The organism is Treponema primitia ZAS-1, assembly GCF_000297095.1.
Lineage (GTDB): Bacteria > Spirochaetota > Spirochaetia > Treponematales > Breznakiellaceae > Termitinema > Termitinema primitia_A.
Map to the genome: position 1 here is coordinate 35,068 of NZ_AEEA01000170.1, position 25,619 is coordinate 60,686.

A 25,619-nucleotide genomic window follows, 5' to 3' on the forward strand; every position below is an offset into this window, starting at 1 on the left:
GTCCAAAGAAATGAAATCTGGTCTTTCCAAACTGGATATTTCATACTATAACATAAAACTTTCATATGGTCAATGAAATGTGAAATATAAAGCATTTAAATCCACCCATCTAAGAGTTTGGCGGTATAATCTGTGGGATAATGACAAATGTCACCCTGGAGAAAAATTTCTTGTAACCATCAGTTTTATTTGGCATACTGCATAGTGTGGCTTCAATTCAAAGGTGGTGCCATTACCATGATACGAATTGTTATTATTGATGGTCAGGATTCAGACAGGAGCAAAGCAGAGGTAGTTTTATCAGCCCAAAACGATTTTCAAATTGTCGGGGTGGGAAAAGACGGTTATGATGCAATCACTCTCGTGGAAATTTGCAAGCCCGATATTGTCTTGCTGGATATTGATCTGCCCGATCTAAATGGGGTAAAGGTTGCCTCCATCTTAAAATGCCGCTTTCCCAATACATCTATCATCATCTTTACCTATTTGAATGATGATAAATATGCGCTAAACGCCATATGTAACGGGGTTTCGGGGTATCTTTTAAAAAATACGGATATGGAAAAGCTGGCGGAGATAATACGGGTGATCAATGATGGCGGCTGCCACATATCACCCTATGTGGCGGCAAAGGTATTCCCCCACGTTTCCCGGCTTGCCCGGAAGGAATACCCGCAACTTGCAACGCAGTTTCCCGCACAGCCACCGGACACACAATTCCCGGCTAACCTGTCCAGGCAGGAGCTGCAGATCACCAACTATGTAGGTCTGGGCCTGGAAAACCAGGAAATTGCGAAAAAGCTATTCCTAAAAATAGGTACCATCCGGAACCATATTACCGTGATTCTCCAGAAAACATCCCTTCGGAACCGGACCCAACTGGCAGTCTTTGCCGTACAAAACGGACTTACAAAGGAATTACCGAACCCGCACTAGCTCCAATTCAAAGATAAGGAAGCTGTTGCCGGGGATAGCTCCATTTCCGGCACCCCGTTCACCGTAGGCAAGTTCCGGTGGGAGCGCCACCACCCGCTTTTCACCCTGCTTCATGTCCACCACGGCTTCATCAAAACCCGGTATGATCTGACCCGACCCGGTCTGGAACTCCAAGGGGCCATGAAGGTCGGAATTGTCGAAGACCTCGCCGGAAAGGAGCATTCCCTTGTAGTTTACCGATACGGTTTTTCCGGATCCGGCCTTGTTACCGGTCCCTTCCTTTTGGACAACATAGTAGATTCCCGATGGCGTAACGCTGGCGCCAGGGTATTTCTGCTGGATTTGGGCGATGTCCGCATCCCGTTGGGCCTTGAGCCGGGTGGCGCCCGCTGCGCCGGCTTCCCGCTGCAGAGCATCAAAAGCTGCCTGGTCCGCTTTGAAAGCGGCGGCGGCCGGTCCGTTCCGGATAATCGTTACCGTCTCGATCCGGTCTCCCTGCTTGATGGCGTTCACCACATCCTGCCCCTGAACAACCCGACCGAAAATGGTGTGCTTTCCGTCAAGCCAAGGGGTAGCTACGTGGGTAATAAAGAACTGGCTGCCGTTAGTGCCCGGTCCGGCATTGGCCATGGAGAGAACCCCCGGCCCGTCATGCTTGAGGGAAGAAACGATCTCATCGGGGAAACGGTAACCCGGACCACCGGAGCCGGTACCCTGGGGGTCGCCGCCCTGGATCATAAAATCCGCGATAACCCGGTGAAAGGTAAGACCATCGTAAAAGGGCTTACCCCCGGCGGCGCTCATTTTCCCTTCCGCCAGGGCGACAAAGTTACAGACCGTTAGGGGGGTCCGCTGGTATTCCAAGCGAAGGACTATGTCCCCCCGGTTGGTACGGATCCGGGCGAAAAGCCCATCCCCTAGGCTGCTATCCCCTCCCCCGATTCCACGGGAAGCTTCGCTGGAAGTACCGGAACGGGAATCTCCCGAGGGACCGCAAGCGGCGGTTCCGGCGGCAAAAAATGCCAATAAGACACTACCAATACTCAATCGTGTTAACATACGCATAGAATAATTATACCACAAAGCAATGTTGTGGGGCTAGAGTTTTATCCGGCCCCGGAAACTGCGGGAAAGGGTCAGCCGGTCGGTGTATTCCAGATCGCCTCCCACGGGCAGCCCCGAAGCGAGGCGTGTTACATCGGCGCCCGTATCCTTGAGCAGTTTCTGTAAATAGAGGGCGGTGGTATCCCCCTCCAGGGTTGGGTTCATGGCCAGGATCACCTCCCGTACCCCCTCTTTCCGAACCCGGCTGAGGAGCCGTCCTATGCTGAGATCATCCGGGCCTATTCCTTCCAGGGGGGCTATGAGTCCGCCCAGAACATGGAAGCGTCCGTGAAACTCCCGGGATTCATCGATAACTCGCACATCCTGGGCCCTTTCAACCACGCAAATTATAGAAGTATCCCTGCCGGAGTCCGTACAAATGGGGCAGGGATCGGTTTCGGTAAAGGCACCGCAGACAGAACAATGTTTAATAGCATGGTGAAGCCCCGCAAGTTCCCTCGCCAGCTCCCGGGCATAGTCGGGACTGGTTTCCAGAATATGGTAGGCCATACGGCCGGCGCTTTTTTTGCCTACCCCGGGGAGTTTTGCAAGCAGGGTTACCAGCCGGTCAAGGGCGTTAATCATGAGGCCCCCGGGGCTCCGAATCCGGGGAAGCTGCCGGGAAAGCCCGGGGGCATACCAGGTATACCTCCCGCCATGCCCATGAGGGAGCCCATCTCGCGGTTTAAGGTTTCCTTCATTTTTTCCGCAGCGCTGGTGAAGGCAGCGGCAACCAGATCCTGGAGCATTTCCATGTCCTTCCCGTCCGCCGCTTCCGGTAGTATCCGTACCCCAAGAATTTCCATACGGCCATTCATATCAATCTCCACCATGCCGCCCCCGGCGGAACCGGTCACACTAATACCGCCTAGCTTTTCCTGAAAGGATCCCATCTGTTCCTGGATTTTTTGGGCGTTTTTTAGAATATCAAAGGGATTAATTTGCATCTTTTTTCTCCATGCGTTTTTTTTCACCACCGTTCCCCGGAATATCCGCCTAACCATCTCCGCCTGGGGGGCTAAGTCCGGCTCCTTAGCGGCGGACTCTCCGGCCTTGTCGGGGGTTTCAATCACCTCAAGCATCAGGGAGTTACCCCAGAGATCCCCGAGGATTTGCCGGATAAGGGGATACTCCTTCTTTAGTAATTCCGCCGTCAGGGGATCCTGTACCGGAATGAGAAGCTTCCCGCCGACGGAAGAATCGGCCCATTCCCAAGGGAGGGACTTTTCGATCCCCGAGGCTAAAATCCCCCGGTCCCGGTTAAGATTCTTGATAAGGACCTCCCGCAGTTCCGGAAGATCCTTCGGTGTTCCTCCAGACGGTAATACCGGCTGGGCTTGCGTCTCATCGACTGGAACTTGCGCCGGTGTCCCCGCAGCTTCACGGGCAGCCATAACCCGCTTAAACTCTTCTGTAAAGGCGCCGGGACGATTAAGGTTTAGGGGCTTGTCCTGATCTGTGGAGCCTCTTTCAGCCCCGGCCCGGCTAAAGGGCCGGCTATCCCTCCCCCTCCGCCCAATTCTAGGACATTCTGTCCTAAGACATTCTGTCCTAAGACATTCTGTCCGAGGATATTCCTAGCGCCGTCGATGGCAGCCCTAAGTTCCAGGGGGGATACCCACCGGTCCAGCCAACAGAGTTTTGAAAGTACTGTTTCAAGCTCAAACCGGGGTGAAACCGAGTACCGTATATCCCGGTAAAGCCCCAAAAGCAGGGACAGGGCTTGTTCAAGCTGGGCCGAATCAAGCTTTTCCCGGACTGGGGCAGAGAAGCGATCCGGACCGTAGCCCAGAAGAGATTCCCGGGTAACCCCATTCTTCAAGAGCAGCAGGCTCCGGTAGTACCCTGCCAGATCGATGACGAATTGTTCTATCGCCACCCCGGAATCGAGCAGGCCGTCAAGCAGGGCAAAGGCTCCGGCAGTATCGTTGGCCGCACAGGTTTCCGCCAGGGCGTTGAGTTTATCCAAGCCCACCAAGCCGAGCTTGTCCCGGATCAGCTGGGAGCGGATATGCCCTTCGGAAAAGGAAGCCACCTGATCAAAAAGGGTATAGGCATCCCGAAGACTCCCGGTAGATTCCTTGGCAATCCAGAACAGGGCCTCATCCTCGGCCTCTATTCCCATCTTCGTACAGGTTTCCTTGAGGATCTTCCGGATCGTTTCTATGGGGATAAGTCTGAAATTGAATTGCTGGCAGCGGCTCCTGATAGTGGCCGGTACCTTATGGATTTCGGTGGTAGCAAAAATAAAGACGATATATTCCGGCGGCTCCTCAATAGTTTTGAGGAGGGCGTTAAAGGCGCTGTTGGAGAGCATATGGACTTCGTCTATGATGTAGATTTTTTTCTTTCCCCCATGGGGCGGGAATATGACCTCATCCTTAATTTGCCGCACACTGTCCACCGAGTTATTGGAAGCCCCGTCAATCTCGATGATATCCAGGTTTGACCCCTTGGCGATTTCCCGGCAACTGGGACATTCCCCGCAGGGATTCACCGTGGGCCCCTTCTCGCAGTTGAGCGACCGGGCGAGTATCCGGGCGGCGCTGGTTTTACCGCAGCCCCGGGGGCCGGAGAAAAGATAGGCATGGGCGATACGTCCGGATTCAATGGAACTTTTAAGGGTGGCGGCAACAAAATCCTGGCCGGCTAACTCATCGAAAGTTTTTGGGCGCTGCTTGGTGGCGGTAACTTCATAAGCCATATTGCCAGTATACCCTGAAAAGCTGATTAAAAAAAGCCCCGCAACCAGGGTGGCCACGGCGCAATAAACATCCGCTTGCCGTTGCTTCCTTCCGGACCTGGCGGAATTGGGCGGCGTTTATTCGCATGGTTCCTGGCTGCAGGACAGTTTATAATACCGAAGCAGAGCCCAGAGGTCAAGAAAGATAAATCATCATTTCCAGACCTCTTTATTGACCAGATCCCGGGGCTTCTTTCCCTGGAGGACGCTCAGCAAATTCTCCGCAGACCTGATGGCCATACCATCCCGAGCGATTCGACTGGCGCTTCCTATATGTGGAAAGGTGGTCACGTTGACCAGTTTGAGCAGAGGTTCATCCAGGGGAACCGGCTCCTTGACAAAGACATCAAGTCCGGCGCCCCAAATCCACCCTTCGGCACAGGCCGTATACAAAGCCTGCGGATCCACCAGGGGCCCCCGAGCGGTGTTGATCAGAATGGCGGTTTTTTTCATTGAACGCAATTCTTTTGCCCCGATAAGGCCTCGGGTACTTTCGGTAAGAGGACAATGAAGGGAAACAAAATCACTTTCCCTGAGCAATTCAACCAGCGGTACGTACTTGGCGTCCAGGGTCGATTCCGCCTCCGGGCAGCGGGAACGGCTAAAGTAGAGGACCTTCATATCAAAACCCCGGGCCCGTTTTGCCACTGCCTGTCCAATGTTCCCCATACCGATGATACCGATGGTACTCCCGGCAACTTCCTGACCTACCAGTAATTCGGGGCCCCAGACCTTCCAGTCACCGGAACGCAGGAAGGCGTTTGCCTCAATAAGCCTCCGGGCCGAGGCGAGAATGAGGGAGAAGGCCAGATCCGCAGTTGCGGGGGTAAGCACATCAGGCGTATTGGTTATACAGATACCACGCTTTGTCGCCTCCGGAACATCAATGTTATCGTACCCCACAGCATAGTTACTGACCACCCTGAGCTTCGGCGCAGCGTCAAACAATTCGGCGTCAACCCTAATAGGAATACTGCCAAGCAGACCTTCCACATCCCGAAGGTCCCTAAGCAGTTCATCCCGTGGCGGTACGCCGTTTTTTTCCAAAACTTTAAAATCCACATTGCCCCGGAGCAATTTCAATCCCACTTCCTGAATAGGAATACCTACATACACTTTTGGTAATGTCATACAACACCTTCCTTATAAAATATTTTCCGCTTAATTGGGTATGATTTCCAATACCTTACGCTTGGCGCCATCCTGTATTTCGAAGAGATAGATCGGTTTATTCCGGGGATAGGCCCGGGAATTGGTCCAGGTGAACTGGATGCCCTCAAAGTCCCGGATCTCGTTGCAGTAATCCCGGAGAAGGATCCGTTCGGCAGCCAGTTTCTTTGGGTCCCCGGTGATGCCGGTGGATTCGATGGCGCGTTTGATCATGTAGACCACATCGTAATAGTTGGTAGAAAGGCTGAAGGGTTCAATGCCATTGTACTCCTTCTTAAAGGCTTCCCGGAAGGCGTCCCACCTAGGGTTGCTCAGGTTCGGATCGGTGTGATTGTAGATCATGATTCCGTTAATATTAGTACCGCCAATGGTGTACAGGGGGGCATCATCACCGGAGGAAAAAATCAGGAGAGAATTCATTTTGTTCCAGCCCCGGGTCTTTAGTTCGGCAATGATGCTGGGGATCTTCTGTGCGTTGCAGGAAAAGATGATCGAATCGGGATTCTGAGAAAGGGCGTTAACCACCAGGGGGCCAAAGCTTACCGCATCGGTGGGAACATCAACCTGGTTGAGTACCACCGCCCCGGCATCGCGTATCCCCTTTTCGTGGGCCTTGGCCATCCCGGCCCATACACTGTAGTTTTCCACAAACTGAACCACCCGTTTGCCTCCGGTATGCTTAAGCCAGCCTGTAACAATGGGGGGGAGGGGCTCCTCCGTGGGGGAATACCAGCTAATAGCCCAGGGATAGAAATCCGCGACGTACTCATAGGAGGTGGTAGCCGTAAAGGAGTAGATTCCCTCTTCGGCGGCCAGGGGAACCGCCGCCAGGATTACCGGCTCCGGCACCGGGCCCATCACAACCAGGGCAGTATCAAGGAGCTTGGACATTTCGGTGATACCGTTGGCGCTTTCCATGCCCGTGTCGATCCGCACAATCCGTACCGGCTTCCCCGCAATGCCTCCGGCAGCGTTAATCTCTTCGGCGGCCCGATCAGCGCCCCACTGGAGATACGCTCCGATACTTGCTATAGGACCGGTAAGCACATTGAGAAAGGGGATCCGCCATTCATCAACCGTAGATTTCTGCTCACCCATACCACCCGCATGAACAGCAAAGCTACAGATGAGAAGTACTGCGCAAAACGAGCCAAACTTTTTATTCACCCTTTTCTCCATGTAGTTCTTTTATTTTTCGAAAGATCCGTCTCAAAACCGGCCGGGTTATAATTCCCTCGGGTTTGATCATTATAATAAATATCAGCATAAAAGCATAGAAGACATTTTTCCAGGGCTGGAGTCCCTCGGGCAGGATCAGGGGAAGCCCCCAGAGGATCGGCGCCGCCAGAAGGGCGCCCCAGGGGGTGGTATAGCCCCCCACAAAAAGTATGGTCATGAAGAGCCCCAAATTACGGAAGGTGATAAAGAGTGGGGAAATGGAACGGGTCACGTAGAGGTAGAGCACACCCGCAAGCCCCCCCAATGCGCTGGACGCAGTCTGGAGCAGCATCCCGGTTTTTTTAACATCGATCCCAAGGGATAGTGCCAGATCCCGGTCCAGGAATATCACCGATGCGGAACGACCCAGGGATGATTTTTCAAACCGGTGGATGAGAAAGCCTATTAGTATAACCATTAAATAGATGATCAGCACCAAAAAAATCCGATTGCCCTGGTTGGAATTGATGATCCGCGGAACATTGAACATCCCCATGGTCCTCCCCAGGGCACCGGTATTTTCTGCGATGGTCTTGAAAAGATACATGAAGGTGAACCCCACGATTACCACGGCAAAACAGGGAGCGTCCCCTATGGCCAGAGAAACCAGAAACCCGATTAAGCCGCTAAGCAGCGCCGCGGCAAGCAGCACCGCGGGAAAGGGCCAGTGCAGACCGATGGCGGCGGAAGCTTCCCCCTGGGAGCCGGACACCACCGCCCCGGATAGGAGGGCGCCAAAATAAGCGGAGATCACCATGTTGGCCACCGCCAAAAAATGAAGCTGTCCCATACGGTAAGGCAGGTATATGGCCCAACTGGCCAGGAGAAATATCGCCGTAAAACTCAAATAGTAAAACAAAGGACCGGACAAAATTTCTCCCTACAATTTAGTGCCGAAAATACCCCGGGGCTTAACCAGAACCACCGCCAGCATGATACCAAATACTACGGCGTTGGACCAGGAGCCGGAAAAAAAACCCTGGATAAGCGCTTCCACTATACCCAGGAGCAGGGCAATAACCAGCCCCCCCGCAAGGTTTCCCATACCGGCAATGATAGACACCCCCAGGACCTTGTGGCTCAGGAGATCCCCCAGGTCCGGCGAAGCGGAACCTAAAAGCAGGGCCATAAGCATGGCGCTCATACCCCCCAGCAGCCCCGTGAGCATATAACTTTGGAGAGCGGTTTTAAAAACCGGAATCCCCGCCAGTTTAGCGCCGTCGGGGTTTTCGGCGATAGCCCTGAAAGCCCGGCCGGATTTTGTCGCGTAGAGTATCCGGAACAGGACCGCCACCGCGATAAGAGCGGCCGCCAGGGTAAGAACCTGCCCGTAACTAACACTAATAAGACCATGCTGCCAAATCGGTTTCCCGGCGCCGGCGATGCGGAGAAAAGAAACCGGGAAACCCTTATTAATACTGTGGGAACAGAGTTCGGTGATCAACATTCCCATACCCATGGAAACAACCATGGTAGCGTTAATATCCACGGAACCGCGCTTACCCATGACATGCTGGAATATTGGGGCGGAGATCATATTGATGATAATGGCGGATACAATAGCTGCGGCTGTCCCCGCAATAATACTGCCAGTTATCTGCATGGCGAGCCAGGCCATGTACATTGAAAAAACAACCACCACCGGAAAGGAAAAGTGGATTATCATAGCCACCAGGAGCAACAGGTTAAAGCCCGTTACCAGGAGCACATAAACACTGCCCAGGGAGATACCGTTGATAATCTGTGCAATCAATACTTCCACACTACACTCCCAGATACGCTTCACGGACTGCCGGATCTTTTAACAGATCCTCCGCCCTGCCTTCCCGAACCACCCTGCCGGTCTCCAGCACATACGCCCGGTGGGCGCACTTAAAAGCCCGGTAGACATTCTGCTCAGACAGGAGAATCGAGTAGCCCTCCTTATTCAGTTTAAGCAGTATATCAAAAATAGTAGTAACAATGATAGGCGCAAGGCCGATGGAGGGTTCATCCACCAAGATAAGGTGAGGGGTAGACATAAGGGCCCGGGCAATGGCGAGCATCTGCCGTTCGCCGCCGGAAAGGGTTCCCGCAAGCTGCTTCTTTCGCGCTTCCAGTATGGGAAAAGCGTTGAAAACAAAGCTGAGTTTTTTATCCGCCCCCTTTAGTTCATGATGGGCCCCCAGGAGGAGATTATCCATCACCGACATGGAGGCAAACACCCCCCGGCCTTCGGGGACCAGGGTCATACCGTCACGTACCGTTTTATCCACCGGCGCTCCGGTAATATCCCTGCCCTCGAAAATCACGGCGCCCGAATCGGGGACATTAATCCCCAGGATAGTTTCCATCAGCGTAGTTTTACCGGCGCCGTTAGCCCCCGCCAGAACTACTATTTCGCCCCGGCGAACTTCAAGGTTGATGCCCCGGAGAATCGGCGTGTGATCATAGGAAACGGAAAGATCCTTGACCGACAGAATAACTTCATCCTTCTGTTCCAAGGTACGCCTCCGTCACCAGGGGATCCTTCCTGATAGTCTCCGGAACACCCTCGGCAATCTTTTCGCCGAAGTTCAGCACCGTAACCCACTCCGCCACATCCATGAGCATCTTGATATCGTGGCTCACCACCGCCACGGTAATACCCATGGCTTTGATCCGCCGTATCAGCGTTACTATCAGATCGGTCTCTTTGGCCGCCAACCCCGAAACCGGTTCATCCAGCAGCAGCAGTTTGGGCTTGCCGATAATTGCCCGGAGGATCTGCACAAACTGCTTTTCTGCCCACACCAGATCCACCGCCCATCGATCCGAAGCATCCCCCATGCCCACGGACTCCAGCAGTTCCATCGCTTCCACTTTCAGGGGCTTCTCATTTTTTGAGGAAGCTCCACTCATGACATTTTCCAGTACCGTTAAGGAGGGAGCCAGCTTTGCCGCCTGAAAGGTCCGGCGTATTCCTAGATTGGCGATTCGGTCGGCACGTAGTTTTGAAATATCGGCGCCGCCAAAAACTATATTGCCGGAGTCCAGGGGAATAATACCGCTTATACCGTTGAACAGGGTAGTTTTCCCGGAACCGTTGGGGCCGATGATGCCGTGGATCCGGCCCTTCTCAATGACAAGATCAAGGCCCTTCAGGGCCTGTAGGCCCCCGAAAGATTTATTTGCCCCTTCAATTTTCAGCATCTTCCACTTCCATGACCCTATTAGTATACCAGAAAAGAAGGATTACGTACCCCCTCGTACCTCCCTATTCTGGATTTTTTAAACCCTCTTGGAATAACTGCCGGATGGCCAGACCCTTATTTCCAAATCAGTTCAGTAATTACCGGATTATGATCACTTAACTTATTTCCAATGGCACTCTTGTCAATAACCGAACTTACTAAGTTAAAATGTTTTGTGGAATATAAGCAAAAATCGCAATGGTATTTTCCTTGATGAAACAAAGTAAATTCGTCACCTTCTTTTCCATATTCAACACGGTTATATGTATGCCAAGCACTTTCAATATAATATTTTTCGAACAGATTGTTTTTTATTTCAAGCCATTTCATCCATTCATTATGGTTCGAAATAGAGTCATAGATATTAAAATCCCCTAGAATAATTGATGGATATTTTTTTAATATTTCTTCATACTTTTCATATTTAAGGCCATTTTTTAGCCGTTCCATATATGATATTTTAGTTTTTCCATTAAATGTTTTCAGCCAAACATTGAATATATAAAGTATTCTCCCATCATTTAGTATGATTTTGTAAAGAGCAATAAAAGTGAAATCGCCAATCTCATCATTATTATTTACCAGACGCTCAATAGTTGCATTTTTTGCCAATAAGCTGACACCGCATAAATAATTATCCGCCCTTTCTTTTCCTCCCTCCGTCCAAATATCTCCCAATGAAGTTTTGTCATCCCATAATGTTCTGCCATTTTTAGTTATCTCATTTTTAGTTTCCTGTAAGGCGATAATATCACCCTTAAAACCATCCACATGGTCAACGACTTTATCAACCAGATTATTTCCGGCCGTTTCAATGTTCCATGTTATAATTTTCATGCCATCCCCTGATTAAGAAAAAATGTAATTCTATTTCTGATATTTGTTTAATAATATGTCCACTCGGCAATGGTTTATTCCATAATCTTTTATGATAACGTCTCAATGTAACACATTTCGTACATCAATTTTGACGCCAACCCATGGAGGGTTCATCAAGCATAATGAATTCACTTCCGGTCATCAATGCCCGGCCAACCGCAAGCATCTGCTGTTCACCGCAGGAGAGCAATTTCCCCCACTGCTTCCGCCGTTCGTAGAGCCGGGGGAAAAGGCCGTAAACTGTTTCCAGGATTTCTCCGGTTATGATATTCTTGTTCACATCCTTGCGGTGGAGGGGAGTAGGGTTAAATAGATCCTTACGAACAGGCGCCATAAAAGGAAAACGGAAAATCACCATTGATACGGCTTTACGTTTATCAAAATATTTTGGGAATAGTGTTGAATTCTGGATTGGAATACAGAATGAATATGAAATTAGAATAGAAAAAGAATTGTTGGAAAAACAATTAATGGAAATACATACATTAGAAAGAGCCTTGGCATAAAAATGGAGCGTCCTACCCCCCCAGGTATGCCTTCTTCACATCCGGATTTGCCGCCAGTTCCGCTGAGCTGCCCCCGGCGATGATTTCCCCGGTTTTAAGGACATAGCCCCGGCTGGCAAAATCCAAAGCCACCTTGGCATTCTGTTCCACCACCAGGATGGTCATATGCTTTACAAAGTTAAGCTGTTTGAGGGCGCGGAACATTTCGTACATCAACTTTGGCGCCAAACCCATGGAGGGTTCATCAAGCATAATAAATTCGCTGCCGGTCATCAGCGCCCGGCCAACCGCAAGCATCTGCTGTTCCCCTCCGGAGAGCAATTCCCCCCGTTGTTTCCGCCGTTCGTAGAGCCGAGGAAAGAGGCCGTAGACTGTCTCCAGGATTTCTCCGGTTATGATATTTTTGTTGATATCCTTGCGGTGGGGAAAGGCGGCAATTTGCAGGTTATCCTGCACACTAAGATTGCCAAAGATATGCCGACCCTCGGGAACCAGGGCCAGCATCTTTTTCTGGACCAGGGTGTGGGGCTCGGTCTTGAGGATGCTCTGACCGTTATACAGGATGTCCCCGCCGGTAACCAGCGGCGCTTCAGGCCGGGCTAAGCGGGCCAGACTCATCAGGGCGGATGTTTTTCCCGCGCCGTTAGCGCCGATAAGGGTAACGATCTCCCCCTTATCAATGGTAAACGAGATACCGTGCAGGGCTTCGATGTTTCCATAGGAAACTTTCAGATTTTTTACCTCTAACAGCATGATGTCTCCGTCATTAAATCGCTCCATCCCCAAGATAAGCTTTTATCACCTCCGGGTTGTTCCGGATTTCTTCCGGATCACCCTGGGCTATCTCCCTGCCAAAATCAATCACCGTAATTTTACTGCACAGGGTCATGATAACTTCCATCTGATGTTCGATCATCCAGATGGTAAGCTTGAAAGTATCGTGTATCCAGCGGATATAGTCGATCAGTCCGGCCACATCGGCGGTGCTCAGACCGGCGGCAGGCTCGTCCAGCATGAGCAGATCCGGCTGCAGCGAAAGCGCCCGGGCAATCTCCACCCGGCGTTGTATGCCGTAGGGCAGATTCTTTGGGTACTCATCCGCCAGTTCCGAAAGGTGAAAGATCGCCAGCAGTTCCCGGGCGGAAAGGGCAATCTTCTCCTCCCGCTCCCGGTAGCGCTTGGTATTAAAAAAAGCGTCCGCCGCATTATACCCCAACTGGTAATGCTGGGCGATACGGATATTATCCAGCACCGTCATCTCGCTCCAGAGCCGGATATTCTGAAAGGTCCTACCAACCTTCATGGCGGCGATCTCGTGGGGCTTCTTGCCGTTGATCCGCACCCCGCCAACGTTGATATCCCCCTCGGAGGGAATGTAAAATCCGCTCACCAAATTGAAAACCGTGGTTTTCCCCGCGCCATTCGGCCCGATGAGTCCGGCGATCTCCCCCTTCTTCAATGCAAGGTTGATATCCGTAAGAGCCTGGAGGCCGCCGAAACGATGGGTCAGGTTTTTAATTTCAAGCTGATTTTCCATTGCCCTTCCCCCCTCGGTTAAATAGTTTTAGTTTTGGTAATACATCCAAAATTTCCCGGTTCCCCATAAGGCCCTCGGGGCGGAATTGCATGAGTAAAATGAGCAGCAACGGTATAAAGACCCATTTGAGGATCTGCAGAGGCCGCAGCAATTCTAACAGGAAGGTGAAAAATATTGCCGAAAGAACGGAGCCCGAAAGGGAGCCCATACCCCCAAGGTAGACCATCACCATGCCTTCGGTGGACTTCATAATATTGAAGGAACCGGGGTTGATGAACCCCAACATGTGGGCAAAGAGCCCCCCGGCAATTCCCGCGAGGCCGGAAGAAAACATAAAAGCCAGCAGCTTCATCTGGTTAGTGTTAACGCTCATAATTTCTGCGGATATCTCATCGTAGCGGATGGCGGATATCCCCTTCCCCAATACGGAGCCCATGAGACGTTTAATGGCGATCACACAAATCACCGCAAAGACCATGATCCATATGAGCATCCAAGGCAGGGGGAGTACATCGTTCATGGCAAACATGGTACTCTTCATCCCCATAAGCCCCCGGCTGGCGCCAATGGCGCTGATATTGTTGATGGCGGTGGTGATGATATAGTTTGAAGCAATGGTGATAATCGCCAGATAGTCGTCCCGGGTTTTGAAGGAGGGGATAGCCACCAGAAGTCCCGCCAGGGCCGCCGCAATTCCCCCGGCAATGATCACCACCGGGAACAGAAACAGCGCCGTCTGGGGAGGAAACAGGGGATTACCGATAAATTTATTTTCCGTAAAGAAGATCAGTGATAATACGGAAGAAACATAGGCCCCCACAGCCATGAACCCCGCATGTCCGCAGGAAAATTCACCCATGTAACCGTTTACAATATTTAAGCTCGACGCAAAAATAATATTGATACAAATGGACATGATCACGCTTTGGATATACTGATTTATCAAGCCCAAGGAAGAGAGAAGCACAATTATTACCATAACAACGGCAATAAAAATGATGAGCTTAGTTTGGTTTTTCCCTTTATTTAATCCCGGTACTAGTGCCATCATTGACGCTCCTATATCTTTGTGCTGCGGGCTACGCCGAAGAATCCCGTAGGTTTAAGAACCAGGATAATAAGCAATATAATGAAGGATACCAGATCCTTAAAACTCGAAGGAAAGAAGGCGGCGATAAAAATCTCGATAAAGCCCAGGATAAAGCCTCCGATAAAAGCGCCCTTAATGTTTCCGATGCCGCCCACCACGGCGGCGATAAAGGCTTTCCAGCCAATGATCATCCCCATATAGGGGTCCAGTACGGGGTAGGACATGCCAAAAAGTATCCCCGCCACCGCCGCCAGGCTCGACCCCAGGGCAAATGTAAAGGTGATAACCCGGTTAACCGGTATCCCCATCAGCGGGATGGCAAACTTGTCGTAGGAAATGGCCTGCATGGCCATACCAAGGGTAGTCTTGTGTACGATAAACTGCAAAATGCCAAAAACTACAAACGCAGCGATTATAACCAGTACCTTTAAATTAGTAATGGTAAGGGGACCAATCTGCCAAATCTGTTTATCCAGAATATCGGGAAAGCGCAGGGCGCTGGCGCCCAGGATGGCCAGGTTGCCGTTCTCTAGGATAAAGCCCACCATAAGGGCGGTGATGACCACATAGAGCCGGTTGACCCCCTTCCGGCGCAGGGGCCGGTAGGCGACCCGCTCAATGGTTATGCCCAAGAGAGCGGTAACCAGCATGGTAAACACCAGGGTCAGCGCAAAAACCAGCCACCCCCCGCCGACAATCTTTAGCAGCAGGGCGGTGGCGATAAAGAACGCAAAATAACAGGCGGCCATAAAAATATCGCCATGGGCAAAATTGATAAGCCGCAAAACACCGTAAACCAGGCAGTACCCCAGGGCAATCATTGAATAGAAGCTGCCCCATTGGAGGGCATTAAAAATATTCTGTAAAATGGTTGTCCACATTGGGATACTCCCCTGTTAATAAAATTACAGACTTGTTACGTATTCAAATTCACCGGCTTCGTTGATCCGGACTACCACCGCCGGTTTGGCGGGATCCCCATTAGCATCGAAGGTCATTTTACCGGTAATACCATCAAAATCCTTCATTCCGGCAATTGCAGCCCGGATTGCCTCGCGATCCTTGGTCAGATCCCCGGTAAGCCCCGCAGTCTGAATGGCCTGAAGGATAATCCGAGTTGAATCGTAGGAAAGGGCCGCCACATCGTCGGGGGTATACCCGTAAGCAGCTTTGTACTGATCAATGAAAGCCTTGGTATTACCAACAGCGCCGGCAGCGGCATAGTGGGTGGTAAAGTAATACCCCGCCACTGAACCCTTGCTCAGGGTCACCAGGTCTGCGGAACCCCAGGCATCGCTGCCCAGTACGGGCTTGTCGCCCCAGCCTAAGTCCTTGGCTTGAGGAACGATAAGAGCTATATGGTTATAGTAATTGGGCAGGTAGAGCAGTTCCGCCCCGGAATTGACGATCCGGGTTAGCTGGGTGGAAAAATCCTGATCCTTCTGACCAAAGCTTTCAAAGGCCACCACCGAACCGGCGCCATTGGTCTTTTCCCAGCTATCCCTAAAGAGTTCCGCCAGGGTCTTGCAATAGTCGTCCTCCAGGTTATAGAGGATGGCGGTCTTGGTTACGGCGCTGAACTGGCTCTTGGCAAAGCTGACCGCTGCCGGAGCCTGGACCGGGTCCAGAATACAGGCGCGGAACACATAGGGCCGGTTCAGGGTAACCGCCGGATTGGTCGCCCAAGGGGAAACCATGGGAACCCGGCTTTCGTTGTTCACCTGCCCGGCGGGAATGGCCCGGCCGGAACCGCAGGGGCCCACAACCGCCAACACCTTATCCTGGTCAATAAGCCGGTATGCCGCCTGAATGGCCGACTCCGCCTTAAATTCGTTATCTACGTAGACAAATTCCAACTTGTACTTCGTACCCTTTACGTCCAAGCCGCCGGCGGCATTTACATCCTTTAGGATAAGCTCAGCGGCATACTTGGCCCCTTCCCCAACCTTGGGGGAATCCCCGGTTAAGGGAATATTGAAACCGATTTTAATCGTATTTTCCTTAGCTCCCCCAGCCGACAACAAGGCCAGGGTCATCAGGGAAAATACCCCCAGCAACACGCTTCTTTTCTTCATCATTTTTCCTCCGTTTTTGTAGCTTCCATAATTTTATGGGAGTATAAGAAAATATAAAGGAAATAAAAATAATAATCAAGCATATTTATGCATTTAATTACAAATTATCATCTTAATTCTCCTAAAACTACGAATATTTATACGTTATAATTTAAAATCGTTTAAACATACATTTATGTATGAAATTGTTAACCTTGCATGAGACTAGTTTTTGTGTATAAATACATTATGGGTAAACTACACGATCTGGGGATCGTCAATGCCATCATCGTATCCGCAAATTTCGGCTATGAGCCTTTTATCGGCTCCGTGGCGGTAAAGGATGGCCGTATCGCCGCTATCATACAGGAAAACCTTAACGTCACTGATGGCGCGGGAAACTTCGTTGCAAAATGCGCCCAGTGGATAGATGGGGAGGGCAAGATCCTTATGCCCGGCCTTTTTAACGGCCACTGCCACGGGGATATGACCCTGGGCAAAGGCTTAGGGGACGGCATGACCCTGGGGGAGCAGAACGAAGCCTTCAGCGATCATAACTGGTTCCAAAAATTTATCACCGATGAGGACCGCTATTACTCACGGCAGCTCACTTACTGTGAAGCTCTCCTTTCGGGGACAACTTTTCTCTGCGAGAATATGTATTGGAGCTTGGGCAAGTTTTCTGCAAAGGCCATGATCGAAACCGGCATCCGGGGCGCCCTGGTGGAGGATGTACGCCGGGATTTTATCAACCAGGATGATTTGGTTCCCACAGAGGATCTACGGGTTTTTATGGAAGACTGCCGGCGACAGGGCTTAGTACCCATCGCGGGACTGCCGGCGGAGGAAGATTTTGAAACCCGGCGTCTCCTGGACATCCATAAAAAACTGGAAAGCTTAGGGCTGTTCCGGACCATGCACCTGGCTGAAACGGACTGGAGGATCGCCGCGGTGGAAACCAAGTATGGCCTCACCCCGATTGATTATCTGCACCAAAATAAAATTCTCAACAAATACTTTATTGGATCCCACGTTGTCCATGCCTCGGATAAGGAGATCAATCAATTGAAGGAAGATGGAGTTGCGGTGGTCAACACCCCTCTTTGTGAGATGAAGATTGCCGATGGTATCGCCCCCATCCCCGAAATGGTCCGCCGGGGAATCACCGTATGCCTGGGGACCGACGGGGCGATGTGGAACAATTCCAATGACATTTTCCGGGAGATGAAGGGGATGGCCCTGCTCCACTCGATCAACAGCGGCGCCAGAAGCCTCTCCCCACGGGACATCCTCAACATGGCTACTATAAACGGAGCTAAGGCCTTTGGGGTGGACGCCGATTTGGGAACCATTGAGCCGGGAAAATCGGCGGACATGATTCTGATCGAAACTGCTGCGCCCCATATGCAGCCCCTGCGGCTTGGCAAACACGAAAACGTCCTGTCAAACATCGTGTACAGCGCCACCGGAGCGGATGTTACCGATGTGTTTATCGGGGGCAAACGGATCGTAGAAAACCGGGTATTGAAAAGCGCTGATGTAAAAGCCATTGCCGCAAAAGTACGGCAGGCCTCGGAAAAAATCGCCAACGCCTTGAAATAGCCAAGGCGAACGCCCTGGACTAGGGACGGATTCTAATGGTACTATGATCCCGAAATGAAAATTAATTTTTTTATGCCCACCAGGGTTATCATGGGAGATGATTGCATCTTCAATAATCGAGCCCTCCTCAAAGAGTTGGGGAAAAAGGCGTTGATTATAAGCGGAAAAAACTCCGCCAGGGCCAACGGTTCCCTAGCGGATATGCTACGCGCCCTGGAGGCTAACGGACAATCCTACTTTTTATATGACAAGGTGATGAGTAACCCCACGGTGGACTGTATCTATGAAGCCGCAGACGCCATAAAACGGGAGGGCTGCGATTTTGTGGCAGCCCTGGGGGGCGGTTCTCCCATGGACGCAGCAAAGGGCGCCGCCGTCCTCGCGCTGAATACGGTGGAGAAATCTTCCCTGTTCAGCACAAGCTTTACCATGGCCCTGCCCATTGTCGCGGTTCCCACCACCGCCGGCACCGGTTCGGAGGTAACGCCCACCGGTGTCTTCACCAATGATGCGGCCCGGACCAAAACCTCTGTAAATACACCCGCCATATTTCCCCGTTACGCCTTTCTGGACGCCAAGTATACGCTCGGCCTCAGCCGGACCATCACTATTAACACCGCCATTGACGCCATTACCCACGCGGCGGAGGGGATGCTTTCCGTAAAGGCATCTGCCCTAAGCGATGCCCTGGCGAAGGAAAGTATTGCTGTCATCGCAGAATGTTTTGACTGTCTGATCGGGGATCAGAATATCAGCCCGGATATACGGGAAAAGCTGCTCTACGGTTCCATGCTCGCCGGAATGGTTATCGCCCATACGGGAACAACTGCGGTTCACCCCATGGGTTATACCCTTACCTATAATCACAACATTGATCACGGCAGGGCCAATGGCCTGATTTTCGCAGAATATCTGAAGGTAATAGAAGAAAAAGAAAAAACCAGTAATACTACGCGTATTCCGGAAATTGTATCTGCCCTGGGTATGAAGTCCCTGGATGAATTTGCCGGGGTTCTCGACAGTCTGCTGGGTAAGAAGGAACATTTTGAAACCGCCGAACTGGAACGCTGCGCTGAACAGGCTTCCAAAGCAAAAAATATCGCCAACTGCATATTCATTCTTGAAAAAGAAGATTTGTTGGGGATATTCAAAAAATCTATAGGATAAGACAGGGTTTTATGCATTATTACAGTACCAGAAGCCGGTCGAACCCGGTCAGTTTTTCTGTGGCCGCCCTCACCGGCCTTGCCCCGGACGGTGGGCTCTTCATACCTGAAGAGATCCCTTCCTATCCGGGAAAAATAAAGAATTCCCTGGGGACCATGGATTTTTTCGATATCGCCTTTGAAACTATCCGCCCCTATGTCCACCCGGAACTGCCAGACTCCGTTTTAGAGGATCTGGTCCACTCGGCCTATCCCTTTGCGGCGCCCCTGGTGAGCGTGGGGGATAGGCTGGTGTTGGAACTTTTCCATGGCCCCACCGCCGCTTTTAAGGATTTCGGCGCCCGGTTTATGGCCCGGGCCTTTTCCTACCTCCGCCGCGGTGAGAACAAACCCCTGCGGATACTGGTGGCCACCTCCGGAGATACCGGCGGTGCGGTTGCCGACGGCTTCTACGGAGTGGAGGGCATTTCCGTAACGGTGCTCTACCCCAAAGGCCGGGTAACGCCGCTGCAGGAAAAACAGATCTCCGGTCTCGGCGGGAATATCGATGCACTTGCAGTGGAGGGCAGCTTTGACGACTGTCAGGCCTTGGTAAAAGCCGCCTTTGGCGATGAAGGCCTGCGGAAACGGCTGGTCCTTTCTTCCGCCAACTCCATCAACGCAGCCCGGCTCATCCCCCAGGCAATCTACTACAGCGCCGCCGCAGGCAAAGCCTTTGCCGGCAAAATCGACAGCGATGGTGAGGCCACCCCCCGGGCGCCGGACGGCCAAGGGGCTTCCAAAACCGTTACGACCTACGGTGTTAAAGCCGGAATCCCCATCACCTTTTGTGTGCCCAGCGGCAACTTCGGTAACCTTACTGCGGGGCTCTACGCGCTAAAGATGGGCGCCCCCATCCGGGGTTTCATAGCCGCCACTAATATCAACAAAACGGTGCCGGATTATCTGGAAAGCGGAGAGTACCATGCCCGCTTATCCCAGGCAACCATTTCCAACGCCATGGATGTGGGCGCCCCCAGTAACTTTGAACGCATGGCCGCCCAATGGACCCTTGAGCAGCTGCGGAACATGATCCGCGGCGTTCATGTATCCGATGAGGATACCCGGAAAACCATAGCTGCAGTCCACGACAGTTCTGCTTATTTCCTCGATCCCCACGGCGCCGTGGGCTGGCGGGCAGTGGATATACTAGCCGCCGGAAGCGCTCCGGTCGAAGGCCCCTTAGCGGTATTGGCAACCGCCCATCCGGCAAAGTTTGCGGAAACCGTGGAACCCCTGGTCGGCCCCGTCCCGGCTCCGGCGGCTATAAAAAACGCCCTGGGCCGCAGCTGCACATACAGGACTATCCCGGTGGAACTTTCCGCCCTGGCCGATACCCTATAATAATAGTAAGGAGTAATGCGAAACGAGAAGTTTCGCTTCAATTAATCTGTGCGGTAGCCACCGCACTAAATAGGAGTTATATCTATGAAATCTTGCCCCTGCGGTTCTGGCCGTACCTACGCTGAATGCTGCGAACCCTACATCACCGGGATCCAAAAGCCCCCCACTGCGGAAGCGTTGATGCGGAGCCGTTACACTGCCTATGCGGAACACGCTATTGATTACATTGTGGATACCTGTGTCCAGGAAGGCAAGGATAAAATCGATGTAAAGGAAACTCGGGCCTGGAGTGAAGGCTCCCGGTGGCTCGGGCTAAAGGTACTTTCGGTTACCAAGGGCGGAAGCGCCGACACCACAGGAACCGTGGAGTTTGAAGCCTCCTATGAACGGGACGGTCTGCGGGATATCCACCACGAGGAGGCCAAGTTTAAAAAAATTGACAGCCAGTGGTTCTACGACGAGGGGGATATAGTCCCAAAGACCATAGTCCGGGCTGCCCCCAAGGTGGGGCGCAACGAACCCTGCCCCTGCGGGAGCGGGAAGAAGTATAAACACTGCTGCGGTAAATAAAAAGCGGCGATGCGCATCGCACACCGCCGCTTGAAATTTCGTCTGTTTCCAAAAAGCTACTTAAGCAGTTCCTTCGCCTTAGCGGCCAGCGACCCGGAGTCCAACCCGAAGCGCTTGGTCAGGTAGTCCTGGGAACCAACTTCCCCAAACTCGTCCCGGATGCCGATCCGGGCAAACTTGCCCCGGAAACCGTCTTCCGCAAGGATCTCCGCCACAGCACTGCCAAGACCGTTGTTAATCTGGTGGTTTTCGGCGCTGATTACCGCCTTTACCTTACCGGCTTCCGATAGTATCGCTTCCCGGTCTATGGGCTTAAGGGTAAGCACGTCCAGAACCCCGGCGTCGATCCCTTCAGCAGCCAGGCTTTCCCGGGCTTTAAGGGATTCGTTCACCATGAGGCTCCCCAGGGCTACGAAAAGGACATCCTTACCCGGTTTAATAAGCTTGGCTTTCCCGAACTGGAACTTATCATTTTCCGTATACAGTACCGGAACCGGTTTGCGGGGGAACCGGAAGTACACACAGCCGTAGGTTTCCACCGCTTCCCTGACAAAGGCAGCGCCGCTCCAGGCGTCGGAGGGTTCTACAATGGTTAAGCCCGGTATGGCCCGCATCAGGGCAAGATCCTCAAAGGGCATGTGGGTACCGCCGTTTGCAGCCGCGGTAACCCCGGGATCGGTACCAACCAACTTAACGTTCAGCTTGGCATAATTGGCGGAAATGAAAAACTGATCGTAAACCCGCCGGGAAGCGAAGCAGCCAAAGGTGGCGGCGAAGGGAATCTTCCCCACCGAGGAAAGCCCTGCGGCAATTCCTACCATATTAGCTTCGGCGATACCCACGTTATAAAACCGGTCCGGGTAGGCCTTTTTGAAAACTCCGGTGTTGGTACAGCTCATAAGGTCCGCTTCCAAAACCACGATATTGCTATTTTTTGCCGCCAATTCAGTCAAAGTATCAACATATGCGGCGCGTATTTCTGCAACTGCAGTTGCTTTTGTTTCCACGTTTTACTCCTTTGCGTCCAGGGCAGCAATGGCTTCTTTAGCCTTAACAAGGTCGAAGGCCATGCTGTGATTCTTCTCGATTCCTTCGGCGAAGTTACAACCCTTGCCTTTGATGGTGTTCATGATGATCATCGAAGGCTTATCCTTCTGGGCTAGGGATTTTTCAATCGCCTCGTCCAGGGCCGCTATATCGTGGCCGTCCACCTCTTGGGTAAACCAGCCGAAGGAAGCCCATTTCGCCGTGAGATCCCCCAGATCCACAATATCCTTGGTAAAGCCGTCAAGCTGCTGTTTATTGTAATCCGTAAAGGCGGTGATATTTGAAATATGTTGGGCTGCGCCGAAAAGAGCGCCTTCCCAGATCTGTCCTTCGTCGGACTCGCCATCGCCGATTATCGTATAAACCCGAGAGGGGCTCTTGTCGATACGAAGCCCCAAGGCTATACCCAGGGCGGCGGAAAAACCCTGGCCCAGGGAACCGGCGGTCATATCAATGCCGGGGGTCTGGTTCCGGTCGCAGTGGCTGGGAAGCCTGGTGCCCCCCTGGTTAAGGGTCTTAAGCCAATCCTTGGGGAAAAAGCCCTTCAGAGCCAGGGTAGCGTACACCACCGGTCCCGCGTGTCCCTTGGAAACCACCAGTTGATCCCGGTCCTTCAGCCGGGGCTGGGCAGGATCAACCTTCATGCGGTGAAAATACAGAAGGGCAAGCACATCCGCGATGGACATGGCGCCCCCGATATGGCCGGATCCAAAGGTACCAATTTCTTCGATGGTAAGCTTACGGATCTCCTTGGCCTGACCTTTTAAATAAGCCAATTTTTCTTTATCCATATATCAGACTCCTATTTAGGTATAATCTATCATAACAGAAAACACATGCATACAGGCGGAAAAGCCTGCATTCTTCAATGCGCCATGTGATAACGTTTGCATATTCTATATAAATCAATATTTTGTCAATGTCAACCGGTTATTTCGGCTACATTTTTGCTTGACAGGCAAAAAAACAGTTGATATAGTTATGATAACGATTGCATATTAGTTAACATCAAGTTGAGATAATAAGGAGAACCTATGACTTCCAGAGAACGCGTAAAGGCGGCATTTGCCCACAAAGAAGCGGACCAAGTCCCAGTAGATTTCGGTAACTTTTGTTGCTCGAATATTAACGCCATCACCATGAAACGGTTACGTGAATACTATGGCCTAGCGGACAAACCTATTAAAATAAAGGATATGTCCACCATGGTTGGGATCATGGAACCGGATCTCATGGATATCATGGGCTGCGATGTACAGGAACTGGACCCCTATGGCGATACCTTCGGAAATATAAACCAGGATTGGCGGGAATGGACCTATCTGGGCGAAAAGGTACTGATTCCCGGAGGCTGCGCCTTAAAGGATGATGACAAGGGCGGTACCTACATTTATCCCTTTGGAGATACCAGCGTGGAACCCTCCGGGTATATCCCGGCAGGCGGGTTCTATTTTGATAACCTGCAGCGTTCCCCGCCTTTCGACGAGGACAATGCTAACCCCTTAGACCAGGTGGAGGATTTTCCCGTGGTATCCGATGAAATGTTGGAATTCCATAAAAAACGAATAGCTGTTTACCGTAAGGACAGCAGGGCAATTCAGGTAAGCCCCGGCTATTTTGGCTTTGGAGATGCCAACAATATTCCGGGACCAAATGTTAAACATCCAAAGGGCATACGGGATATTACCGAATGGTACACCGCGCCCCTCCTCTACCCCGATTATGTAAATGAGGTATTTGAAATCGAAACCGAACGGGCAATTGAGAGTTTTAAAAAATACTATGCCGTTTTTGGCAATGATCTGGATGTCGTCTATATCTGCGGTACAGATTTTGGCAGCCAACGGGGACCTCTCATTAATCCCGAAACCTTTAAAACCATGTATGTACCCCACTATAAAAAAGTTACCGACTGGATACACAGCAATACCGAATGGAAGGTCATCAAACATTGTTGCGGCGGTATTTTCCCCATCATCCCCTATATGATAGAAGCGGGTATTGATGCGCTTAACCCGGTTCAATGTTCAGCGGAAGGAATGGATCCCCAAAGGCTAAAGGATACCTATGGCAAGGACATGGTCTTCTGGGGCGGCGGTGTAAATACTCAAAAGACCCTGCCCTTTGGAACCCCGGAGGATGTGCGCAAGGAAGTGCTGGAGCGGCTGAAGATATTTTCCAAGGGCGGCGGCTATGTTTTTAATACCATTCATAATATTCAGGCAAATACGCCTATCCCCAATATTGTTGCCATGGTGGAGGCGGTTAAGGAATTTAACGGGGGAAAATAATGAAGCTCCGCAGAGCAAGCTCTGCGGACCCCAGGAGCCTGTTTATTCGTCAAAACTTAAGCAGCTCCCCGCTCTCAAAAGCCGCCTTACAGGTATAGGCAATTTCTGAAACCTTGGTTCCATCATACACCGTCACTGTGGGCTTGCGTTTTTCAACAATACAATTGACAAATTCCTGCACCTCATTAACATAGGCGGTGGCAAAGCGCTCCAGGAAATTCTCACTGCACTCCCGCCTGACTCCGTGACTATCGAGGACTTCCACCAGATTTTTCTGGGGTATTGAAGCGATCCGGAGGATTCCCTTGGTTCCGATTATCTCGGTTTCCACGTTATAACCGTGGGGGGCGGTACGGCCTGCAAAAAGGAATACCATACAATCGTTTTTGAATTTCATCAGGCAGGATACATTGTCCCCGTCTTTGTAAGCGGCAAATTCCGGATGGGCATAACAGCCGCCGATTGCATACACCGTCTCCGGTTCTGAGCCGGTGAACCACCTTGCCAGATCGATATCATGGACCGACATGTCGAGGAACTCACCCCCCGAATGGGGTGCAAAGGCGATGGAACCCTGGATAAATTTTTCCGGATCCTGGCTGTAGGAACGGAACAGCACGGGCTTACCGATTTCCCCGGCAACAACCTTGTCATGGGCGTATTTATAGGACTCGTCGAAGCGGCGCATAAAGCCCAGCATAAATACCAAATCGGGGTGGGCTTCTACCGCCTTCTCCGCTTCCTTACATTCCGCCACGGTAACCCCAAGGGGTTTCTCCGAGAATACATGTTTCCCGGCTTTCATGGCCGCCGCTATTTGCCCGGTATGCAGAGCGGAAGGAGAAACCACCACTATGGCGTCCACATCTTTACAGGCGACAAGATCATCAAAGGAAGTAAACTGGTGTTTAACCCCAAGCCGCCGAGCAGTCTCCTCCACTTTTGGTTTATCCACATCACAGATCGCGATAAGTTCAGCGTTCTGAATCCTTCCCGCGATATTCTCCGCGTGCTGCAAGCCCAAACGTCCAAGTCCAACAGAACCAATACGGACCTTACCCATAGGAAACTCCTTCATGTTTATTTCAGGATCGATTTTACGGCACCATTT

The 25,619-nt window shown here is 51.6% G+C and carries 24 protein-coding genes, 1 other RNA gene and 2 pseudogenes; 6 read left to right on the forward strand and 21 right to left on the reverse strand.

Annotated features, from left to right (window positions below; all coding sequences use genetic code 11):
* Window positions 1-237: 237 nt before the first annotated feature.
* Window positions 238-936, forward strand: coding sequence for a response regulator (locus TPRIMZ1_RS0116825; RefSeq protein WP_010263493.1), 699 nt, complete (start codon window positions 238-240; stop codon window positions 934-936).
* Here the strand turns inward: TPRIMZ1_RS0116825 and TPRIMZ1_RS0116830 are convergent.
* From TPRIMZ1_RS0116830 to TPRIMZ1_RS0116910, 18 genes and pseudogenes are all read right to left on the reverse strand, one after another.
* Window positions 919-2,001 (reverse strand): peptidylprolyl isomerase, encoded by a 1,083-nt coding sequence (locus tag TPRIMZ1_RS0116830; RefSeq protein WP_051004341.1) that lies wholly within the window; start codon window positions 1,999-2,001, stop codon window positions 919-921. The two genes, TPRIMZ1_RS0116825 and TPRIMZ1_RS0116830, sit on opposite strands and share 18 nt — an antisense overlap.
* A gap of 33 nt (window positions 2,002-2,034) precedes the next feature.
* Window positions 2,035-2,625: a recombination mediator RecR gene (gene recR, locus TPRIMZ1_RS0116835; protein ID WP_010263506.1), complete on the reverse strand. Its 591-nt coding sequence runs from the start codon at window positions 2,623-2,625 to the stop codon at window positions 2,035-2,037.
* On the reverse strand, window positions 2,622-3,122 hold the full coding sequence (locus TPRIMZ1_RS21200) for a YbaB/EbfC family nucleoid-associated protein (protein WP_420083000.1): 501 nt from the start codon (window positions 3,120-3,122) through the stop codon (window positions 2,622-2,624). The genes recR and TPRIMZ1_RS21200 overlap by 4 nt, the downstream gene beginning before the upstream one ends.
* Before the next feature lie 48 nt (window positions 3,123-3,170).
* Window positions 3,171-4,744: pseudogene (dnaX, locus tag TPRIMZ1_RS19450) on the reverse strand (DNA polymerase III subunit gamma/tau); the annotation flags it as partial.
* A gap of 39 nt (window positions 4,745-4,783) precedes the next feature.
* Window positions 4,784-4,882, reverse strand: an RNA gene (gene ffs, locus TPRIMZ1_RS20175) — signal recognition particle sRNA small type.
* A 54-nt stretch (window positions 4,883-4,936) separates the two neighbouring features.
* Entirely contained in the window at window positions 4,937-5,914 is a 978-nt protein-coding gene (locus TPRIMZ1_RS0116850) for a 2-hydroxyacid dehydrogenase (RefSeq protein WP_010263515.1), read from the reverse strand.
* A gap of 30 nt (window positions 5,915-5,944) precedes the next feature.
* Window positions 5,945-7,051, reverse strand: coding sequence for an ABC transporter substrate-binding protein (locus TPRIMZ1_RS0116855; protein ID WP_100217119.1), 1,107 nt, complete (start codon window positions 7,049-7,051; stop codon window positions 5,945-5,947).
* Window positions 7,052-7,112: 61 nt separating this feature from the next.
* The gene (locus TPRIMZ1_RS0116860) at window positions 7,113-8,042 is read right to left on the reverse strand and encodes a branched-chain amino acid ABC transporter permease (RefSeq protein ID WP_100217115.1); all 930 of its coding nucleotides are present in this window, start codon (window positions 8,040-8,042) and stop codon (window positions 7,113-7,115) included.
* Between the two features lie 9 nt (window positions 8,043-8,051).
* Window positions 8,052-8,933: a branched-chain amino acid ABC transporter permease gene (locus TPRIMZ1_RS0116865; RefSeq protein WP_010263527.1), complete on the reverse strand. Its 882-nt coding sequence runs from the start codon at window positions 8,931-8,933 to the stop codon at window positions 8,052-8,054.
* 1 nt (window position 8,934) lies between these two features.
* Window positions 8,935-9,654: an ABC transporter ATP-binding protein gene (locus TPRIMZ1_RS0116870; RefSeq protein ID WP_010263529.1), complete on the reverse strand. Its 720-nt coding sequence runs from the start codon at window positions 9,652-9,654 to the stop codon at window positions 8,935-8,937.
* Window positions 9,638-10,342 carry an ABC transporter ATP-binding protein gene (locus TPRIMZ1_RS0116875; protein ID WP_010263531.1) on the reverse strand — a complete coding sequence of 235 codons (705 nt, stop codon included), beginning with the start codon at window positions 10,340-10,342 and terminating at the stop codon, window positions 9,638-9,640. The genes TPRIMZ1_RS0116870 and TPRIMZ1_RS0116875 overlap by 17 nt, the downstream gene beginning before the upstream one ends.
* Window positions 10,343-10,458: 116 nt before the next feature.
* Window positions 10,459-11,220 (reverse strand): endonuclease/exonuclease/phosphatase family protein, encoded by a 762-nt coding sequence (locus TPRIMZ1_RS0116880; protein WP_010263533.1) that lies wholly within the window; start codon window positions 11,218-11,220, stop codon window positions 10,459-10,461.
* 113 nt (window positions 11,221-11,333) lie between these two features.
* A pseudogene (locus tag TPRIMZ1_RS20180) lies at window positions 11,334-11,557 on the reverse strand (ATP-binding cassette domain-containing protein); the annotation flags it as partial.
* 223 nt (window positions 11,558-11,780) lie between these two features.
* Window positions 11,781-12,521: an ABC transporter ATP-binding protein gene (locus tag TPRIMZ1_RS0116890; RefSeq protein ID WP_010263539.1), complete on the reverse strand. Its 741-nt coding sequence runs from the start codon at window positions 12,519-12,521 to the stop codon at window positions 11,781-11,783.
* Between the two features lie 13 nt (window positions 12,522-12,534).
* Window positions 12,535-13,305 carry an ABC transporter ATP-binding protein gene (locus tag TPRIMZ1_RS0116895; protein WP_010263540.1) on the reverse strand — a complete coding sequence of 257 codons (771 nt, stop codon included), beginning with the start codon at window positions 13,303-13,305 and terminating at the stop codon, window positions 12,535-12,537.
* Window positions 13,289-14,356, reverse strand: a complete 1,068-nt coding sequence (locus tag TPRIMZ1_RS0116900) for a branched-chain amino acid ABC transporter permease (RefSeq protein ID WP_232616865.1) — start codon at window positions 14,354-14,356, stop codon at window positions 13,289-13,291. The genes TPRIMZ1_RS0116895 and TPRIMZ1_RS0116900 overlap by 17 nt, the downstream gene beginning before the upstream one ends.
* A gap of 8 nt (window positions 14,357-14,364) precedes the next feature.
* Complete coding sequence (locus TPRIMZ1_RS0116905) at window positions 14,365-15,276, reverse strand: branched-chain amino acid ABC transporter permease (protein WP_010263542.1); 912 nt, start codon at window positions 15,274-15,276, stop codon at window positions 14,365-14,367.
* Window positions 15,277-15,300: 24 nt separating this feature from the next.
* Window positions 15,301-16,473, reverse strand: coding sequence for an ABC transporter substrate-binding protein (locus TPRIMZ1_RS0116910; protein WP_198429954.1), 1,173 nt, complete (start codon window positions 16,471-16,473; stop codon window positions 15,301-15,303).
* 225 nt (window positions 16,474-16,698) lie between these two features.
* On the opposite strand from TPRIMZ1_RS0116910, the gene TPRIMZ1_RS0116920 reads away from it, so the two are divergent.
* From TPRIMZ1_RS0116920 to TPRIMZ1_RS0116935, 4 genes are all read left to right on the forward strand, one after another.
* Window positions 16,699-18,051, forward strand: coding sequence for an amidohydrolase family protein (locus tag TPRIMZ1_RS0116920; RefSeq protein ID WP_100217120.1), 1,353 nt, complete (start codon window positions 16,699-16,701; stop codon window positions 18,049-18,051).
* Between the two features lie 54 nt (window positions 18,052-18,105).
* Complete coding sequence (locus TPRIMZ1_RS0116925; protein WP_010263545.1) at window positions 18,106-19,218, forward strand: iron-containing alcohol dehydrogenase family protein; 1,113 nt, start codon at window positions 18,106-18,108, stop codon at window positions 19,216-19,218.
* An 11-nt stretch (window positions 19,219-19,229) separates the two neighbouring features.
* Complete coding sequence (locus TPRIMZ1_RS0116930; protein ID WP_010263546.1) at window positions 19,230-20,600, forward strand: pyridoxal-phosphate dependent enzyme; 1,371 nt, start codon at window positions 19,230-19,232, stop codon at window positions 20,598-20,600.
* Window positions 20,601-20,684: 84 nt separating this feature from the next.
* Window positions 20,685-21,170 (forward strand): YchJ family protein, encoded by a 486-nt coding sequence (locus tag TPRIMZ1_RS0116935; protein ID WP_010263547.1) that lies wholly within the window; start codon window positions 20,685-20,687, stop codon window positions 21,168-21,170.
* A 56-nt stretch (window positions 21,171-21,226) separates the two neighbouring features.
* Here the strand turns inward: TPRIMZ1_RS0116935 and TPRIMZ1_RS0116940 are convergent, their stop codons facing one another.
* A complete protein-coding gene (locus TPRIMZ1_RS0116940) occupies window positions 21,227-22,177 on the reverse strand; it encodes a transketolase family protein (protein ID WP_010263548.1) in 951 nt (316 codons plus the stop codon).
* A 3-nt stretch (window positions 22,178-22,180) separates the two neighbouring features.
* Complete coding sequence (locus tag TPRIMZ1_RS0116945) at window positions 22,181-23,008, reverse strand: transketolase (protein ID WP_010263549.1); 828 nt, start codon at window positions 23,006-23,008, stop codon at window positions 22,181-22,183.
* Window positions 23,009-23,251: 243 nt separating this feature from the next.
* Here TPRIMZ1_RS0116945 and TPRIMZ1_RS0116950 point away from each other — a divergent pair, with 243 nt between their 5' ends.
* Entirely contained in the window at window positions 23,252-24,508 is a 1,257-nt protein-coding gene (locus TPRIMZ1_RS0116950) for a uroporphyrinogen decarboxylase family protein (RefSeq protein ID WP_010263550.1), read from the forward strand.
* Between the two features lie 49 nt (window positions 24,509-24,557).
* Here TPRIMZ1_RS0116950 and iolG read toward each other — a convergent pair whose 3' ends face one another.
* Window positions 24,558-25,571, reverse strand: coding sequence for an inositol 2-dehydrogenase (gene iolG, locus TPRIMZ1_RS0116955; protein WP_010263551.1), 1,014 nt, complete (start codon window positions 25,569-25,571; stop codon window positions 24,558-24,560).
* Window positions 25,572-25,619: the final 48 nt, after the last annotated feature.

Excerpts from the sequence above, each read along its gene's own strand:
- TPRIMZ1_RS0116825 (WP_010263493.1), top strand. The coding sequence starts at position 238 with ATGATACGAATTGTTATTATTGATGGTCAGGATTCAGACAGGAGCAAA.
- TPRIMZ1_RS0116830 (WP_051004341.1), bottom strand. The coding sequence starts at position 2,001 with ATGCGTATGTTAACACGATTGAGTATTGGTAGTGTCTTATTGGCATTT.
- recR (WP_010263506.1), bottom strand. The coding sequence starts at position 2,625 with ATGATTAACGCCCTTGACCGGCTGGTAACCCTGCTTGCAAAACTCCCC.
- TPRIMZ1_RS21200 (WP_420083000.1), bottom strand. The coding sequence starts at position 3,122 with ATGCTTGAGGTGATTGAAACCCCCGACAAGGCCGGAGAGTCCGCCGCT.
- TPRIMZ1_RS0116850 (WP_010263515.1), bottom strand. The coding sequence starts at position 5,914 with ATGACATTACCAAAAGTGTATGTAGGTATTCCTATTCAGGAAGTGGGA.
- TPRIMZ1_RS0116855 (WP_100217119.1), bottom strand. The coding sequence starts at position 7,051 with ATGGGTGAGCAGAAATCTACGGTTGATGAATGGCGGATCCCCTTTCTC.
- TPRIMZ1_RS0116875 (WP_010263531.1), bottom strand. The coding sequence starts at position 10,342 with ATGCTGAAAATTGAAGGGGCAAATAAATCTTTCGGGGGCCTACAGGCC.
- TPRIMZ1_RS0116880 (WP_010263533.1), bottom strand. The coding sequence starts at position 11,220 with ATGAAAATTATAACATGGAACATTGAAACGGCCGGAAATAATCTGGTT.
- TPRIMZ1_RS0116890 (WP_010263539.1), bottom strand. The coding sequence starts at position 12,521 with ATGCTGTTAGAGGTAAAAAATCTGAAAGTTTCCTATGGAAACATCGAA.
- TPRIMZ1_RS0116895 (WP_010263540.1), bottom strand. The coding sequence starts at position 13,305 with ATGGAAAATCAGCTTGAAATTAAAAACCTGACCCATCGTTTCGGCGGC.
- TPRIMZ1_RS0116900 (WP_232616865.1), bottom strand. The coding sequence starts at position 14,356 with ATGATGGCACTAGTACCGGGATTAAATAAAGGGAAAAACCAAACTAAG.
- TPRIMZ1_RS0116905 (WP_010263542.1), bottom strand. The coding sequence starts at position 15,276 with ATGTGGACAACCATTTTACAGAATATTTTTAATGCCCTCCAATGGGGC.
- TPRIMZ1_RS0116910 (WP_198429954.1), bottom strand. The coding sequence starts at position 16,473 with ATGATGAAGAAAAGAAGCGTGTTGCTGGGGGTATTTTCCCTGATGACC.
- TPRIMZ1_RS0116920 (WP_100217120.1), top strand. The coding sequence starts at position 16,699 with ATGGGTAAACTACACGATCTGGGGATCGTCAATGCCATCATCGTATCC.
- TPRIMZ1_RS0116925 (WP_010263545.1), top strand. The coding sequence starts at position 18,106 with ATGAAAATTAATTTTTTTATGCCCACCAGGGTTATCATGGGAGATGAT.
- TPRIMZ1_RS0116930 (WP_010263546.1), top strand. The coding sequence starts at position 19,230 with ATGCATTATTACAGTACCAGAAGCCGGTCGAACCCGGTCAGTTTTTCT.
- TPRIMZ1_RS0116935 (WP_010263547.1), top strand. The coding sequence starts at position 20,685 with ATGAAATCTTGCCCCTGCGGTTCTGGCCGTACCTACGCTGAATGCTGC.
- TPRIMZ1_RS0116945 (WP_010263549.1), bottom strand. The coding sequence starts at position 23,008 with ATGGATAAAGAAAAATTGGCTTATTTAAAAGGTCAGGCCAAGGAGATC.
- TPRIMZ1_RS0116950 (WP_010263550.1), top strand. The coding sequence starts at position 23,252 with ATGACTTCCAGAGAACGCGTAAAGGCGGCATTTGCCCACAAAGAAGCG.
- iolG (WP_010263551.1), bottom strand. The coding sequence starts at position 25,571 with ATGGGTAAGGTCCGTATTGGTTCTGTTGGACTTGGACGTTTGGGCTTG.